7 protein-coding genes are annotated in these 16,372 nt (G+C 63.2%); 5 read left to right on the top strand and 2 right to left on the bottom strand.

The annotated features are described in order from the left end of the window. The first annotated feature begins 141 nt into the window (after positions 1 to 141). A complete protein-coding gene (locus tag CFB39_RS31845) occupies positions 142 to 1,182 on the top strand; it encodes a LacI family DNA-binding transcriptional regulator (protein WP_089475926.1) in 1,041 nt (346 codons plus the stop codon). 112 nt (positions 1,183 to 1,294) lie between these two features. Here the strand turns inward: CFB39_RS31845 and CFB39_RS31840 are convergent, their stop codons facing one another. Continuing rightward, entirely contained in the window at positions 1,295 to 1,936 is a 642-nt protein-coding gene (locus CFB39_RS31840; RefSeq protein ID WP_089475925.1) for a GntR family transcriptional regulator, read from the bottom strand. Between the two features lie 131 nt (positions 1,937 to 2,067). Between CFB39_RS31840 and CFB39_RS31835 the strand changes: the two genes are divergently transcribed. The 4 genes from CFB39_RS31835 (at position 2,068) to CFB39_RS31820 (ending at position 15,198) form a co-directional block, all read left to right on the top strand. Continuing rightward, positions 2,068 to 2,544, top strand: coding sequence for an OsmC family protein (locus CFB39_RS31835; protein ID WP_089428752.1), 477 nt, complete (start codon positions 2,068 to 2,070; stop codon positions 2,542 to 2,544). Between the two features lie 29 nt (positions 2,545 to 2,573). Then, entirely contained in the window at positions 2,574 to 3,218 is a 645-nt protein-coding gene (locus CFB39_RS31830; protein ID WP_089475972.1) for a glutathione S-transferase family protein, read from the top strand. Positions 3,219 to 3,571: 353 nt separating this feature from the next. Continuing rightward, positions 3,572 to 12,697 carry a hemagglutinin repeat-containing protein gene (locus tag CFB39_RS31825; protein WP_089475924.1) on the top strand — a complete coding sequence of 3,042 codons (9,126 nt, stop codon included), beginning with the start codon at positions 3,572 to 3,574 and terminating at the stop codon, positions 12,695 to 12,697. A 764-nt stretch (positions 12,698 to 13,461) separates the two neighbouring features. Then, on the top strand, positions 13,462 to 15,198 hold the full coding sequence (locus CFB39_RS31820) for a ShlB/FhaC/HecB family hemolysin secretion/activation protein (RefSeq protein WP_089475923.1): 1,737 nt from the start codon (positions 13,462 to 13,464) through the stop codon (positions 15,196 to 15,198). Positions 15,199 to 15,399: 201 nt separating this feature from the next. On the opposite strand, the gene CFB39_RS31810 is transcribed toward CFB39_RS31820, so the two are convergent. Then, positions 15,400 to 16,350: a LysR substrate-binding domain-containing protein gene (locus CFB39_RS31810; protein ID WP_089475921.1), complete on the bottom strand. Its 951-nt coding sequence runs from the start codon at positions 16,348 to 16,350 to the stop codon at positions 15,400 to 15,402. Between the last annotated feature and the right edge of the window lie 22 nt (positions 16,351 to 16,372).

The raw sequence follows: 16,372 nt of genomic DNA, 5'->3' as shown, positions 1-16,372 counted from the left end.
AATCATCGCGATCAAAAAAAGAGGCGATGCGATCGCGGCCGAGTCGCGCCCGTCGGTCGGGCGGCAGGGTGTGCGGCGATAGTGCGCCGCTTCGGTGAGCGAAGCAAATACTGGATAGACGTCTCATATAGTGAGCAAGCGATGGCAACCCTGGATGAAGTGGCGCGCCGCGCCGGCGTGACGGCCGCAACCGTGTCGAACGTGCTGCGCGACCGCGGCCGGGTGGGCGAGGCGACGCGGGCGCGGGTGCTGGAGGCCGTGGCGGCGCTCGGGTATCGCCCGCATCTCGCCGCGCGGGCGCTGGCGGAAGGGCGTGCGCCGACGGTCGCGCTGATGGTGTCGAGCATCGCGAACCCGTTCTATCCGGAGTTCGCGCTGGCGGTCGAGCGTGCGGTGCGGCGCAACGGGCAGTTCCTGATCGTCTGCAACACGAACGAAGATCCGTTGCAGGGGCGTGCATATCTCGACCAGATCGCCGGCACGATCTCCGAAGGCATTCTCGTGACCAATGCGAACCTGCATCTGCCGGATCTGCGCGACGTGGCGGCACGCGGCGTGCCGGTCGTGCTGTGCCTGTGGGAGCGGCCCGAGGCGCCGCCCGACGGGTTGCCGTGCGTGGCGATCGATTTCCGCGAGGCGGGGCGGATCGCGACGCGGCACTTGCTCGAACTGGGCCACGAGCGCATCGGCGTGATCGTCGGCGGGTCGGCGAGCGGCGTGCAGGCGGCGCGCTACGACGGCTTCGTCGACGTAATGCGCGAAGCGGGGCTCGATGCGTCGATTGTCGCAGCCGAGCCCGATTCGATCGAAGGCGGCGTGCGCGCGGCGGGGTGGTTGCTCGATGCGCACCCACGGTTGACCGCGCTGGTCGCGACCAACGACCTGCCGGCGATTGGCGCGATGCATGCGGCGGCCGATCGCGGCCGGCGTGTGCCCGATGACCTGTCGATCGTCGGGATCACCGACATTCACCTGGCGAGCGACACGCGGCCCACGCTGACGACCGTCGCGATCCCGACCGCCGAGGCCGCCGGGATCGCGGTCGAACTGCTCAATGCGCTGCGCGAGGCGGGTGGTCACAGCGATGCGGCATCGCGCGTGCGGACCGCGTCGCGGCCGAGGCTGGTGGTGCGGGGGACGACGGGTCGTGTGGCGGGCGGCGGCGCGACGCCGTCGGTTTGATGCGGGGCGCCGCGAGTAGGTTGAAGTCGCTGTCGTGATCGTTGCGCCCCGGCATCGGGTGGCGCCCGCCTTAGCAAACGGCACATGGCAAGCGGCAAACGCACCGCCGTCCTCACCCGCCTTCGACGAGCCGCATCACGATGTTTCTGGCCGATTCCAGATGCGCGACCGTCATCGAGCGCGCCGCGCGCGCATTGCGTTCACGGCACGCCTGCAGGATTTCCTCGTGCTCGACCTGGAACGACGGCGTATCCGCGAGCAGCGTGGCCTGCAGGCGCTCATACCGTTCAACCTGGCTGCGCAGCTCCGCGATCGTCTTCAACTGCCGCGCGTTGCCGCAGCACGAATACAGCAGCGCGTGGAATTCGCGGTTCAGTTCACCCTGCCGGCGCGGCACGGCCGCGTCACCGAGCAAACGATGGACGAGCTCGGCGCGTGCGAGCGTCTCGTCGTCGAGCCGCTTCACGCTCCGGTAGATCGCGTCGCCTTCGAGCAGCGCGCGCAGGTCGTAGATTTCCTGCACATCCGACGCACTCAGCATGCGCACGACGGCGCCGCGATTCCTGAAGATGTCCAGCAAGCCTTCGCGCTCCAGGCGCTGGATTGCCTCGCGCATCGGAATCCGGCTGATGCCGAACCGGTCGGCCAGGTCGCGTTCGACGAGCCGCTCGCCGGCTTCCAGCTCGCCGTTGATGATCATGTCCCGCAACGAGGCGGCGACCGCGTCCGCGGTGGAATCGAGTTTGGCTTCCATGCCTGCATGTTCCGTCAATTTGGAATAATGGTATACCAAATGAGAATCCGGTGCCAAAATGGCGAGCGCAGGCGGGCTTCGCAAAACGACATCCGGCCCGGCCGAAGCAACCCACATCAATGGAGAGCGAGATGGCATCTGGCGAACACACGTATCGCGTCGCAGTAGAGTGGACGGGCAATCGCGGCACCGGCACGTCGGGGTATCGCGAGTACGGGCGCGATCATCTGATCCGGGCCGGTTCCAAGCCGGATATTCCCGGTTCGTCCGACGCGGCGTTTCGCGGCGACGCCGCGCGCTGGAATCCGGAAGACCTGTTGCTGGCGTCGGCATCGGCGTGCCACAAGCTCTGGTACCTGCATTTGTGCTCGGAAGCGGGTATTCGCGTGCTTGCGTATGTCGACAACGCGGAAGGCACGATGGTCGACAGTGCCGATGAAGGCCGCTTCACGGAAATCGTGCTGCGCCCGCATGTGACGATCCAGGCCGGCGACGATCGCGAGCGGGCGGCACATCTGCATCATGACGCGCACGCGAAGTGCTATATCGCGAACTCGGTCAACTTCCCGATCCGCTGCGAACCGGTGATCGAGTTCGCCGCCGCGTGACGCCGACACCCGCCTGAGTGAAATCGACGATGAAGCTCTTCTACTACCCCAGCAATGCCAGCATGGCGCCGCACATCGTGCTGGAAGAAATCGGCAAGCCGTTCGAACTTGAATTCGTCGACCGCACGCACGACCAGCACAAGTCGCCGGACTACCTCGCGCTCAATCCGAACGGGCTCATCCCGGTGCTGGTCGACGGCGACCTGGTGCTGTACGAAGCCGCCGCCATTTGCCTGCATCTCGCCGATACGCATCCCGAGCAGCGGCTTGCACCCGCACTCGGCACGCCGGAACGCGCGCAGTTCTACAAATGGCTGATGTGGCTCACCAACACGCTGCAGGCGACACTGATCGCGTATTTCTATCCGGAGCGCTGGGTCGATGTGGGCAATGCGGCAGGCGCCGCGCAGGTGAAGGCTCACGCGGAGGCGAAAATCGCGGCGTTGCTGGATCAGCTCGACCGCCAGCTGGAGAAGAGCGGCGGCCCGTGGCTGCTCGGCGCGCACTATACGGTGCTCGATCCGTATGCGCTGATGCTGTGCCGCTGGACGCGCGGCTTTGCCGAGCCGGCGCGGCAGCGTCAGGTACTCGGCGGCTATCTGCAGCGGGTGCTCGCGCGCCCGGCGATCCAGCGGGCGTTGCAGACCGAAGGGCTTGTGCAGCCCTGGGTGTGACGGAGCGTACGCTCTGGTTGAAGGGGGGCCTTCCGACAGATCTCGGAAGACCCTTGCGCGAATAACTGCACATCACAACGTTCAACCGTGAATCAATTTTAGTTCGCAGTTTGGTTCCGAGTACTTAACGGGTGCGTGTACGACCGGTGCACGAGAATTCGATCTGATTTGCTGTATATGTGCTTTGGGAACTCGACCAGAGATGTTCGAGTGCACGTCAATCAGACGCGTCTGGAATTCGATTTTTGTGGTTTCCCATCAACGGCTTGGCAATTGTTGACAGTCATTTTTCGGTGTTTCAGTAAGCTCGCTGTCAATAACCAAACGAATGGGCGCAGGCCGCGTCGATAAGAATGAACAAGAATACGCACCGCCTGGTGTATTCCAGGCTTCGGGGTATGGTGGTGGCCGTCGCGGAGACGGCGACTGCTGAGGGGAAATCGGCAACGGGCGAGGCGCGCGCGCGGCGGCGGTCGTCGGCGTCCGGCACGCGCGCCGTCGCGGCGGGCGTGGCCGTGCTCGGGATGTTGCCGGCCTTCTCCGGTGCACAGATCGTCCCGACGCCGGGTACCAGCACGCACGTGATCCAGACGCCGAACGGCTTGCCTCAAGTCAACGTGGCCGCGCCGTCGGGCGCCGGCGTCTCGGTCAACACCTACAATCAGTTCGATGTACAAAAGGCCGGCGCGATCCTGAACAACTCGGCCACGATGGTCCAGACCCAGCAGGCGGGCTGGATCAACGGCAACCCGAATTACAGTGCAGGCCAGGCCGCCCGGATCATTGTCAACCAGGTCAACAGCCCGAACCCCTCCCAAATTCGGGGCGCTTTGGAGATCGCCGGCTCACGGGCGGAGCTCGTCCTCGCGAATCCGTCGGGCATTTATCTTGATGGCGCGTCCTTCATCAACACCAGTCGCGCAACCCTCACAACGGGCGTGCCGTACTACGGTGCCGATGGCTCGCTCGCTGGCTACAACGTCAATCGCGGGCTCGTGACGGTTGCCGGTGCAGGCCTGAATGCCGCCAATATCGACCAGGTGGACCTCATCGCACGCGCGGTGCAGGTGAACGCGGCGGTTTACGCGAAGAATCTGAATGTGATCGCCGGCGCGAGCCAGGTCAATCACGACACGCTCGCCGCGACACCGATTGCCGGCGACGGCCCGGCTCCGTCGGTTGCGATCGACGTGAGTCAGTTGGGCGGTATGTATAGCAACCGGATCTTCCTTGCATCGAACGAGAACGGCGTCGGGGTGGGCAACGCCGGCACGATCGCTGCGCAAGCGGGCGACCTGACGCTGCAGTCGAACGGCCGGCTCGTGTTGACGGGCAAGACCACGGCTAGCGGCAACCTCGCGCTGTCGGCTGCCGGGGGCATCCAGAACAGCGGCACGGCGTACGCGCAGCAGTCGGCGTCGGTGTATACTGCCGCCGATCTGACGAACACCGGGACACTCGCCGCGCAACAGAATACGACAGTGGACGCGGGCAGCGTCAATTCGACCGGTACGCTCGGCGCGGGCGTGAACAACGACGGTTCGGTTGCGCACAGCGGTGACTTGAACTTGACAGCATCGGGTCAACTGAACGCGACCGGGCAGAATGTGGCGGGCGGTAACGCATCGCTAGCGGGCGGCAACGTGAATCTTGCCGGCAGCCAGACGGCGGCAAACGGCAATCTGTCGCTGAGCGCGACGGCCGGCGACGTGAACGTGTCGAATGCTACCGCGAGCGCACAAGGCGCCATTCAGGCACATGCATCCGGTACGGTGATCAACGATCACGGCAGCCTGTCGAGCGCCGGCAGCACGACGCTGACCGGTGGTGCCCTCTCGAACCAGAGCGGCAAGGTTTCATCGCAGGGGCCGCTGTCGGTCAACGTGGCCGGCCAGATCGCCAACGAGTCTGGCGAATTGGTCTCGGAGAGCACGGCGGACATACAGGGTGGCGCCGTCGCGAACAACCAAGGCACCATCCAAAGCGCAGCCGGCATGACGGTGGCTGGCGTGTCACTGGATAACACGGCCGGGCGAATCACGTCGCTCAATGGCGATGGCTTGTCGGTGACGACGAGCGGCCAATTGACCAACGCTACAGGCACGACGGCTAATGGTGCGCAAGGCGGTGTGATCGGCGGCAACGGCGATGTTTCGGTCCGCGGCGCAAACGTTGTCAACCGCGGCGCGATCACTTCCAACACAAATCTGCATGTTGCAGGCCAGTCGGTCGACAACGGTGGTGGCACGCTGCAAGCCGCGCAGAACGTTGCGGTCGACGCCGGCTCGTATCTGATGAACAACGGCGGCTCAATCGTCGGCCAGACGGCCACAGTCAGCGCCACGACGCTCGACAACAGCGCCGGCACCGTGCAGGCCGGTCAGGTCTCGTTGAATGCGACGGATCTCGTGAATCACGGCGGCACGATCACGCAGACCGGGGCCGGGGCGATGAGCGTGAACGTGTCGGACACGCTCGACAACTCGAATGGCGGCACGCTGCAAACCAACAGTACCGACCTGACGCTCACCCCTGCCGCACTCGTCAACGACGGCGGCACGATCACCCATGCCGGCAACGGCACGCTGACGCTTGGCGGTGGTACGGGTTCGGTGTCGAACGTCGGCGGCGCAATCGCCAGTAACGGGCATTTCGTCGCGCAAACCGGCACGCTGAACAACACGTCGGGCTCGATAAACGCGCAGACCGGATTGACGGCGACCGTCGCCGGCACGCTGAACAACGCGAGCGGCAAGCTGTTGTCGAACACCGACGTGAGTGTCACCAGCGGTACGCTGTCGAACGATGGCGGTCAGATTGGTGCGGGCACGAACGCGACGATCCACACCGGCTCGATGACGAACCAGGGCGGCTCAATCGTCGCGCCGAACCTGTCGGTCACCGCTGATTCGACGCTCGACAACAGTGGCGGCAAGCTCGAAGCCAATCAGCTTGCGTTGACGGCCGTAAATCTCGTCAACCACGGCGGCACCATCACGCAGTACGGTTCGTCGGCGATGGGCATGAACGTCAGCGGCACGCTCGACAACTCGGCCGCCGGTGTGATCCAGACCAACAGCACGGATTTGGCGCTCACGCCAACTGAGCTGAACAACGCGGGCGGCACCATTACGCACGCCGGCACGGGCACGCTGACGGTCGCACCGGGCAATGGCGCCAGCGCGTTGAACAATGCGTCGGGCACCATCGTGACGAAGGGGCAAGCGATTGTCGATGCGGGCAGTTGGAACAACTCGAGCGGTATCCTCGCCGCGCAGCGTGGCATCAACGCCACGATTGCGGGCGACCTGAACAATGCGCAGGGCTTGCTGCGATCAGACGCGTCGCTGTCATTGAAGAACGGTGGTGCCCTGTCGAACCGGGGCGGCCACATCCAGGCCGGGCAGTCGACGGCCGGCGACACCAGTACGCTGGATATTCAATCGGCCTCGATCGACAACGCGGACGGCGCCATCGTCGACCTCGGCGCGGGCAAGATGACGGTCCAAGGCGGCAGCCAGATTGCGAACAGCCACGCTGGTGGCGTATCCGGCATGGGGGCGATTACCGGCAACGGCGACGTGACGATCGGCGCAGCATCGATCAGCAACACGCAAGGCGGCCAGTTCAGCGGCGGCTCGCTTCACGTCCAGGGCAACACCTTGGACAACAGCGGCGGCACCATTGGCAACGTTACGAATTCGACCGGCGACGTGAACGTCACGACGACCGGCGCGATCACGAACACGAGCGGCCAGATCAGCTCGACGCATGACCTGTCGGTCGCGGCGGCCACGCTGCAGGGCGGCGGTACATACAACGCAACCCACGACGCGAACGTGAACCTTCAGGGCGACTATTCGGTGGCGTCCGATACGCAGTTCAACGTCGGTCACGATCTTGCCTTCACGTTGCCCGGCACCTTCACGAACAACGCGAACCTGCAGTCGGTCAACAACATGAGCGTCAACGCGGGCAACATCGTCAACGTGGGTGCCCTGACTGCCGGCGGCCTGCTGCGCACGCAGTCGACCAACCTGACCAATACCGGCGCGCTCGTGGGCACGAGCGTGTCGCTCAACGCGACGAATACGATCTCGAACCTCGGCCCGACCGCGCTGATTGGCGGTTCAGACAGCAACGGCACGCTCGAAATCCTCGCGCACGACATCGAAAACCGCGACGACACGACCGCGACTGATTCGATGGCGACGACGGCCATCTTCGGCATGGGCAAGGTCGTGCTGGCTGGCGGCAAGGACGCAAGCGGCAACTACACGAACGCCGCGCTCGTCAACAACGTCTCGGCCCTGATCCAGTCGGGCGGTGACATGGAACTGCACGCGGACAAGGTGACGAGCACGCGTCGCGCGATGAAGACGTCCACCAGCCAGATCGATCCGGCATCGCTCGCGCAGTTCGGCATTCCGATCAGCGGTCGCACGGGCCAGATCGGCGTGAAGGATCCGGACAGCATCGGCGGCGTCTACACCGAGCCGCCTCATGGCGGTCAGTGGAACAGCACGTATCAGTTCACGACCTACTACGCGGACAGCGCGACGGCGACGACCGTGACGGACATCAGCCCGGCCGCGCAGATCGTGTCGGGCGGCAAGATCGATGCGTCGTCGGTCGGCACGCTGCAAAACTACTGGAGCAACCTCGCGGCGGTCGGCGACATCAAGATGCCGGCCTACTACGACGCCGACGGCTGGGCGGCGTCCGGCCAGAAGCTGCCGGGCGTGTCGGTTTCCTACTCGGGCCAGTATCACTACAACAACTACGACAACTCGGAACACGACTGGCAGTTGCCGTTCGGCAACGCACCTTTCGTGACCGGTCGCCCGGGTGGTTACACGCAGGCGGCGCCGGCATCGATCAAGGATTACAAGCTACCGAAATACGACTCGACGTTGAGTTCGAACGGCACGATTTCGGGCACGGGCGTCAGCGTCAACAATACGGCGGGCAACGCATCGATTCCGTCGCTCGGCTTGCTGCCGGGGCAGTCGGTGCCGGGTCTCACCCCCACCAACCTGAGCGGCAACGCGAGCGGTGCGAAATCGGGTGCGTCGGCCGTGCACGGCGGTCCGTCGGCGCCGGTCGATCCGATCATCGCCAGCGCGACGGCGCTGAACGTCCTGAACAACCTCACCATTCCGCAAGGCGGCCTGTTCAAGCCGACGACCGCGCCGAATGCGAGCTACGTGATCGAAACGAATCCGGCGTTCACGAACCAGAAGAATTTCATGTCGAGCGACTACTTCTTCGGTCAGCTCGGCGTCGACCTCACGCATATCCCGAAGCGGCTCGGCGATGGTTTCTACGAGCAGCAGCTCGTGCGCAACGAAGTCACGGCGCTGACCGGCAAGGCCGTGCTCGGCCCGTACGCAGACCTGCAGACCATGTATCAATCGCTGATGGCGGCCGGCGCGGATCTGTCGAAGTCGCTCGATTTGCCAATCGGCGCGAGCCTGTCGGCCGATCAGGTGTCGAAGCTGACCAGCAACGTGGTCATGATGGAAACGCGAGTGGTCGACGGTCAGTCGGTGCTCGTGCCGGTCGTCTATCTCGCGAAGGCCAGCCAGCAGAATATCGACGGCCCGTTGATCAGCGCGACGAACATCGATTTCCAGAATGCACAGTCGTTCACGAACAGCGGAACGATCAAGGCGGACAACACGCTGGCAATCCAGGGCAAGCAGATCGACAACGCATTCGGCGCGCTGCAAAGCGGCGGACTGATGTCGCTGAAGACCGAGAACAACATCGACCTGACGTCGGCGAACGTGAAGGCCGGCAGCCTGCAGCTCGACGCCGGGAAAGACCTGATTCTCGATACGGCGACGAAGACGAATACGCGGGTGAGCCGCGACGGTGCGACGAGCGTGGTGACCACGCTTGGGCCGACCGCGAAACTCGACGTGGCGGGCGATGCGTCGATCACGACGGGCGGCAACTTCCAGCAGAACGCGGGCAACCTGTCGGTCGGTGGCAATCTCGGCATGAATGTCGGCGGTAACTGGGATCTCGGCGCGGTGCAGACCGGCGAGCACAAGATCGTGCAGCGGGCGAACGGCGTGTCGAATACCGACATCAACAAGGTCACCGGCAGCTCGGTGCAGGTTGGCGGCGCTTCACTGATCGGCGTTGGCGGTGATCTTACCGCCAAGGGCGCGCAGATCGACCTTGGCCAGGGCGGCACGATCGCGGCGCAGGGCAACGTGACGCTCGGCGCCGCAACCGCGACCTCGACTGTGAACAGCAACAGTTCGGGCAGCGACAGTCACGGCAGCTATGCGGAGACGCTGCATACGTTGGATCAAGCACTGACCGGGACGACGCTTAAGGGCGGCGACACGGTGAATATCGTGTCGGGCAAGGACATTACCGTAAGCGGCAGTGCGATTAGCCTAGACAAGGGCAACGCGAACCTGCTGGCGGCCGGCGACGTGAATATCGGCGCGGCAACCGAGACACACGAGCTGAACTCGCACGAAACGCACAGCCACAGCAATGTCGTAAGCGGCGTGAAGGTTGCGAGCGGGATCGACCAGACGATGACGCTCAATCGCGGCAGCCTGGTATCGGCGGACGGTGTGAACATCGTCAGTGGGAAGGACGTCAATGTTCAGGGCAGTACCATCGTCGGAACGAACGACGTTGCACTCACGGCTGCGCGTAATGTGACGGTGACGACGTCGCAGGATACCTTGCAGTCGTCGAGCTACTACGACAAGAAGGAGTCGGGGCTGATGTCGGGCGGTGGCCTGTCCGTGTCGATCGGCAGCAGTTCGTTGAAGACGACCAGCCAGACGAGCGAGGTGTCGAACAACAGCAGCACGATCGGTTCGCTGAAGGGCAACGTCAGCATCACCGCTGGAAACGACCTGCACGTGACGGGAAGCGACCTGATCGCAGCGAAGAATCTCAGCGGGACTGGCGCGAACGTGACTATCGATGCCGCGCAGGACACGAACCACCGCGGCGAGACGCAGGAAGTGTCGAAGAGCGGCCTGACGCTCGCGCTGAAGGCGCCGGTGATCGACGCGGTGTCGAATGCGGTGGGTCAATCGCGTGCGTCCAGTAATAGCCAGGACGGCCGTGCGGCGGCGCTGCACGGGATGGCCGCGGCGAGTGCGGCGTGGGATGCGAACGTAGCCGCGGGCGACGTGGTCAACGCGCTGGGCGCAGGAAAAACGCCTGAATTCAAGGTCGAACTCAGTGTCGGCAGCAGTCATAGCAAGAGCGCGTTCTCCGAAGACAGCGTGACGAATCGGGGCTCGAACGTGAATGCGGGCGGGACGGTGGCGTTTGCGGCAACGGGTAACGGGCAGCCAGGCAGCGGCAATGTGACGATCGCCGGCTCGAACGTGAACGCAAACGACGTGATTCTGGCGGCAAAAAATCAGGTCAATATCGTCAATACGACGGATACGGATTCGACGCGCAGCACGAACGAGTCGAAGAGCGCAAGTGTGGGCGTGTCGGTGGGTACGGGCGGCTTTGGCGTGTCGGCGGCGATGTCGAAGGCCAACGGCGACGGCAACAGCGATCTGGCGACGCAGAACAATAGTCACGTGAACGCGGCGAATACGGTCACGATCATCTCGGGCGGCGATACGAATATCATCGGCTCGAACGTGAAGGGCAATCAGGTGAACGCCGATGTGGGCGGGAATCTGAACATCGTGAGTGTGCAAGATACGATGTCGAGCGCAGCGCATCAGTCGAGTTCCGGCGGCGGCTTCAGCATCAGTCAGGGCGGCGCCAGTGCGAGTTTCAGCCAGAGCAAGGGCAACGCGTCGGGCAGTTATGCGGGCGTCAATGAGCAAGCCGGGATCCAAGCGGGTGATGGCGGCTTCAATATCAACGTCACTGGCAATACCGACCTGAAAGGCGGGCTGATCGCGAGCGGCGCGGATGCGTCGAAGAATTCGCTGACGACGGGTTCCCTCTCCTACTCCGACATCCAGAACCAGTCGCACTACGATGCGAGCTCGAGCGGTTTCAGCGCGGGCGCGACGACCGGCGACGGCGGGATGAACTACAGCACGCACGGCAGCACGTCGGGCAAGAATGCCGGTGGTGCCGCGCCCATGCTTGGCCAAAACGACAGCGGCAGCGACAGCGCGACGACGAAGAGCGGCGTCAGCGCCGGAACAGTCACGATCACGGATTCGGCGAACCAGAAGCAGGATGTGGCGAGCCTGAACCGCGATACGACGAACACGAACGGTACCGTCGCGAAGCTCCCCGACATGCAGAACCTGCTAGCCAACCAGTCGGACATGATGGCTGCGGCCAGCGCGGCAGGTGAAGCCGTATCGCGCAGGATTGGAGACTACGCGGACAAGATGATGAAGGACGCAGCGGCCAATGGCGACCAGGCAGGAGTCGATGCGTGGAAGGAAGGTGGAGCGAACCGCGCGCTGATGCAAGGTGCCGGCGCGGCACTCGTGACCGGGCTCGCCGGCGGCAACGCGGTCGGCGGCGCAGCCGGCGCGGCGATTGCGTCGATCGCGTCCGGCAAGCTGAACGATTTGAGCAGCGCGATCGCTGGCAGCGATCCGACAGGCAACGCCAATATGAATCAGGCGCTGGGCAACATCGTGGCGAACGCGCTTGCGACGGGTGCCGGTGCGGCCGTGGGCGGGGAATCGGGAGCCTTCTCGGGCTACAACGTGGATCGCTTCAATCGGCAGTTGCATCCGGACGAAAAGAAGGCTATCCACGACAAGGCGAACGGCGATAAGGCACTCGAAGACCGGTTGACCCGTGCGGCATGTTTTATTGACCAATGTTGGGCCGAATTCCCGCCCAACAGTGCGGCCTTCAACACAAACTTCGTCTCACTTGTTGAGGCGGAAAATTTGAAATCCGAAATCGGGTGGGTGAAGTCGCAGCAAGGTCAAGGTCTCTTCGCTTACACCGACGGTCAACGGTACGTGGATAACGTTAAGGCAAATCTTATTGCCCCCGGCAAGGATGCCATTAAACTCGTGACCGGTGGTCTTGCTGCAACAACCGGCCTTGGCGTATGTGGCTTTGGTGGTGCTGCATGTATTATTGGCGGCCCAATGACCGCAATGGGGGCCAGTGATTTCACCGAGGGCGCTTCTGGGTTGTATAACTTTTATATGGGAAGGGGCGCTGCAGGATTCAATCCATTGAGGGAGACGTTCTCTTCAGTTTCTCCCCAATGGGGCGGAACCATATATGACGTTGTAAATTTTGGCGTAAGTGTTGGGGGTCTTTTTGCGCCTCGCGCGCTTAATGTCGGACTTGCCGATGGCCTTGGTCGGCCGCAGTCTATGTTTGGCGTGTCAGTTCCTGCGTACAACAATGTCAAGTTGCTCCCACTAACAAAAATGCCGTTGCCGGGAGTAAATCAGCCCTTGATGTTGTTTGGTGTCGGATCGAGAGGGGTTGCTGTTTATAATGACGTATCAAAGGAAACCAAGGCAGGTCATCAATGACTGGAAATTTTTATGGGAAAGCCCGTCTTTTTGTGGCCGTTTCCTCAATATCATTTGGGACGGGGATGTTCTGGGCGTTTCTCGTGTCAGAGTTGGTTCGACATGCATTTGGATTTGATGAAAATAAAACGCTAATTTTTCTCGGTGGGCCATTTTTTATAATTTACTTTGTTTGGTGCTGCAAGGTGCTGCCTGGAATTCTGACAAAGAACAATCGCGCATAAGAATCTTCGAAACGAAAATTCTAAAAATCGTGCCTGGAATATTTTTTGGGGGGCGTGGAGTTGCGCTGGCGAAGCTGTAGGTATGTTCGGCGTTACCACGCCTCGCATCGGCAACGGCAATTCTGAGAGTTCGGTGATGTAGTATTGGCGAGTATATTTCTAACTGGATATGTGGAAATGAAATTTGATCGCGGTCCAGAATTTCGGCGCCCACGGGTAGGTCCATATCGTCAGACACGAACATATCATCTTCTGGTGACTCTATCCGGTGTCGTCGCGAAGGCGGTAAAGGGGCTTTTTGTTTTGGCTACCGTGGCGTTCTACCTTCTCGTCGAGAGCGCGGGTGGATCAACTGGTCCCACGTTATCTCGAAGCCGCTCGCTAATTTTCTGGGGCGCAGTCGTTGCTATCGCCATACTGTCATTTTTGCTTTTCCGTTTCCGGAGTTGAAAAGTCAATGCAACTTGGCTGGCAGTGCAGCCTGAATTTCCGATAAGCACACGACGTAGTCAATATTCACAATCACACGTCAAAAAATACATGAGAACTATTCGCCGGGGGAACTCCGCAGCAGCACTGCTGCTGATAGCGGCAAGTGTGTCGGCGCAGGAAGCGCCGCGCCTGGCTGTTCAGGGAAACGACCAGCAAATCCGACAGCAGGAGGAAGCGCGCGAGCGCGAACGGACCGTCACCGCGCCCGGGGTGCGTTCGAGCGTGACGGCGAGCGCAGAGTATCCGGCACTACCGTCCGAGTCACCCTGCTTTCGGATCGATCGCTTCGCACTCGACGTGCCCGACGCGCTGCCCGCTTCCCTGAAATCGCAAGGCGCATCCGCCTTGCCGATGGACCGCTTCGCCTTCGCGCGCGAATGGCTCGATCACTACGCCGGCCAGTGCGTCGGCAAGCAAGGCATCGACGTGCTCGTCAAGGGCCTGTCGCAAGCGATCCTGGCACGCGGGTATGTCACGACACGCGTGCTGTTGCCCGAACAGGATCTGTCGACCGGCACCCTGAAATTTTCGCTGATCCCCGGCGTGATCCGCCACGTGCGCTTCGCTGACGAGAAGCTGCGCGGCACCTGGAAAACCGCCTTCCCGACGCGCGATGGCGAACTGCTGAACCTGCGCGACCTCGAACAGGGCCTCGAACAAATGAAGCGCGTATCGAGCCAGGACGTGTCGATGCAGATCGTTCCTGCCGATGCACCGGGCGAGAGCGACGTCGTGCTCGACGTAAAGCGCGGCAAGCCGTGGACCGTGGTCGCGTCGATCGACAACTCGGGCACGCGCGCGACCGGCCGGCTACAGGGCAACCTGTCGCTCGGCATCGACAATCCGCTGGGCCTGAACGACATCTTCAACATCGGCGTGAGCCAGGATCTGGAATTCGGCGACAAGCGTCTCGGCTCGCACGGCTGGAACGGCTTTTACTCGATCCCGTGGGGATACTGGACCGCGACGCTCTCGGCATACACCAATACGTATTACCAACAGATCGCCGGCGTGAACCAGACGTTCATCGCGAGCGGTAATTCAAAGACGGTCGATTTCAAGCTGAACCGCGTGTTGTCGCGCAGCCAGAACGACGTCTTTGGCGCACAGTTCCGGCTCTCGCGCCGCTTCGGCCAGAGCTTTATCGAAGACACGGAGATTCCGCAGCAGCGCCGCAACAACACGTTCGTCGAATTTGGCCTGACTGATCGCCACTATTTCGGCAACGCGCAGTTCGACGGGACGCTTGCGTACCGGCAGGGCATCGGCGCATTCGGCGCACAGGACGACATCCTGGCAAGCGACGGTGGCCCGACCTACCGCTACAAGATGGCCGTGCTCGACGCGAACCTGTCGGTGCCGTTCGCCATCGCGCAGCAGCCGTTCCGCTACGTGACGACGTTCCACGGTCAGTACACGGGCAATACGCTGTACTACATCGACGACCTGACGATCGGCAGCCGGTACACGGTGCGCGGCTTCGACGGGGAAACCATGCTGGCCGCGTCGCGTGGCTTCTATTGGCGTAACGAGCTGCAGGCGCCGATCGGCCAAACCGGGCAGGCGGTATATGCGGGCATCGACTACGGCCGCGTGTGGGGCCCGCAGCCGGTCACACTCGTCGGCACGCAACTGGCCGGCGCCGTGATCGGCGTGAAGGGCAGCGTCGCGACTCGATTGGGCGCCTACGGTTACGACCTGTTTGCCGGTACACCGATCTACAAGCCATCCGGATTCCCGACGGCACGGGTAACCGTCGGTTTCCAGGTCACTGCACAGTTCTGATGAAAGGGGAGCGCGCCGGTATTCGGCACGCTGTGGTCGGAAACGACGTCGACGACGGCCGGGACCTGACGGCCTTGCCGGGCACCCGGATCGCCGGTCTATTGTCCGGGAGCCACGAGCCACGTTCCCGCCGCGACGTCAGTGTTGCCATCGACGCACGGGCGAGGCTATACCTGGGCGCTCTGTAATCCGGCCGCGGCCTCACAACCCGACGCCATACACCTCCCCCGCCGCCGCGCGAATCGCATCGGCCATCATCGCGACGGCCGGCGAATGCAGCCGGTCGGTGCGCGTGATGATCCCGAAATCGTCCATCCGGCAATCCATCTCCAGCGGCAGCACCGTGACGATCCCGTGCCGCGCGTAGTAACGCGCGACGTCCTCGGCCAGCACCGCGATCATGTCGCTCTGTTCGAGCAGCTGCGTGATGAACAGCAGCGCGGACGTCTCGACGAGATTCGCCGGCGGCGCGAGGCTCGCGCGCTGGAACACGAGATCGAAGCGGTGGCGCAGCACGCTGCCGGCCGGCGGCACGACCCACGCGGCGCGCTGCACGTCCGCGAGGGACAGCGGCGCTTGCGCGAGCAGCGGATGGCCGGGCCGCACGACCGCGGCGACCGACTCGCCGGTCAGCGGCTCGTAGCGCAGCCGCAGCTTGTCGTGTTCGGCGGAGAGCCGGCCGATCACGATGTCGATTTTTTCCTGTGCGAGATGTTCGAGCAGCACGTTGCTGGTGTCGATCTCGACCGACACGTGCAAGCCGGCATGCGTGCCCTTCACCGCAGCGACGGCCGGCGGCACGAGCCGCAGGCCCGGCGACGTGATCGCCCCCACCGCCACGTGCCCGAGATGGCCGGCCTTCAGCGCGGCCAGTTCCTCGTGCGCCTGGTCGAGGCTGCCGAGCGCCGCGCGCGCATGGCGGATCAGCGCGTCGCCGTACAGCGTCGGCCGCATCCCGCGCGGCAGGCGCTCGAACAGCACCGCGCCGATCGATTCCTCGAGTTCGCGCAGCAGCTTCGACGCGGCCGGCTGCGTCATGTTCAGCGCGGCCGCCGCGCGGTGAATGCTGCCTTCGTCGGCGAGCGCGACGACCAGCAGAAGCTGGCGCGTCTTCAGGCGGCCACGGTTTCCCCACGGGCTGGCTTCGGGCATCGTACGGGTTTATATCGATATC

The organism is Burkholderia sp. AU6039 (genome assembly GCF_002223365.1).
Classification (GTDB): domain Bacteria; phylum Pseudomonadota; class Gammaproteobacteria; order Burkholderiales; family Burkholderiaceae; genus Burkholderia.
Note: the sequence above shows the minus strand (reverse complement) of the source record. Positions and strands in the feature narration are given on the sequence as shown.

Bases quoted from the DNA above. Each gene is read 5' to 3' on its own strand.
- CFB39_RS31845 (WP_089475926.1), top strand. From the start codon at position 142: ATGGCAACCCTGGATGAAGTGGCGCGCCGCGCCGGCGTGACGGCCGCA.
- CFB39_RS31840 (WP_089475925.1), bottom strand. From the start codon at position 1,936: ATGGAAGCCAAACTCGATTCCACCGCGGACGCGGTCGCCGCCTCGTTG.
- CFB39_RS31835 (WP_089428752.1), top strand. From the start codon at position 2,068: ATGGCATCTGGCGAACACACGTATCGCGTCGCAGTAGAGTGGACGGGC.
- CFB39_RS31830 (WP_089475972.1), top strand. From the start codon at position 2,574: ATGAAGCTCTTCTACTACCCCAGCAATGCCAGCATGGCGCCGCACATC.
- CFB39_RS31825 (WP_089475924.1), top strand. From the start codon at position 3,572: ATGAACAAGAATACGCACCGCCTGGTGTATTCCAGGCTTCGGGGTATG.
- CFB39_RS31820 (WP_089475923.1), top strand. From the start codon at position 13,462: ATGAGAACTATTCGCCGGGGGAACTCCGCAGCAGCACTGCTGCTGATA.
- CFB39_RS31810 (WP_089475921.1), bottom strand. From the start codon at position 16,350: ATGCCCGAAGCCAGCCCGTGGGGAAACCGTGGCCGCCTGAAGACGCGC.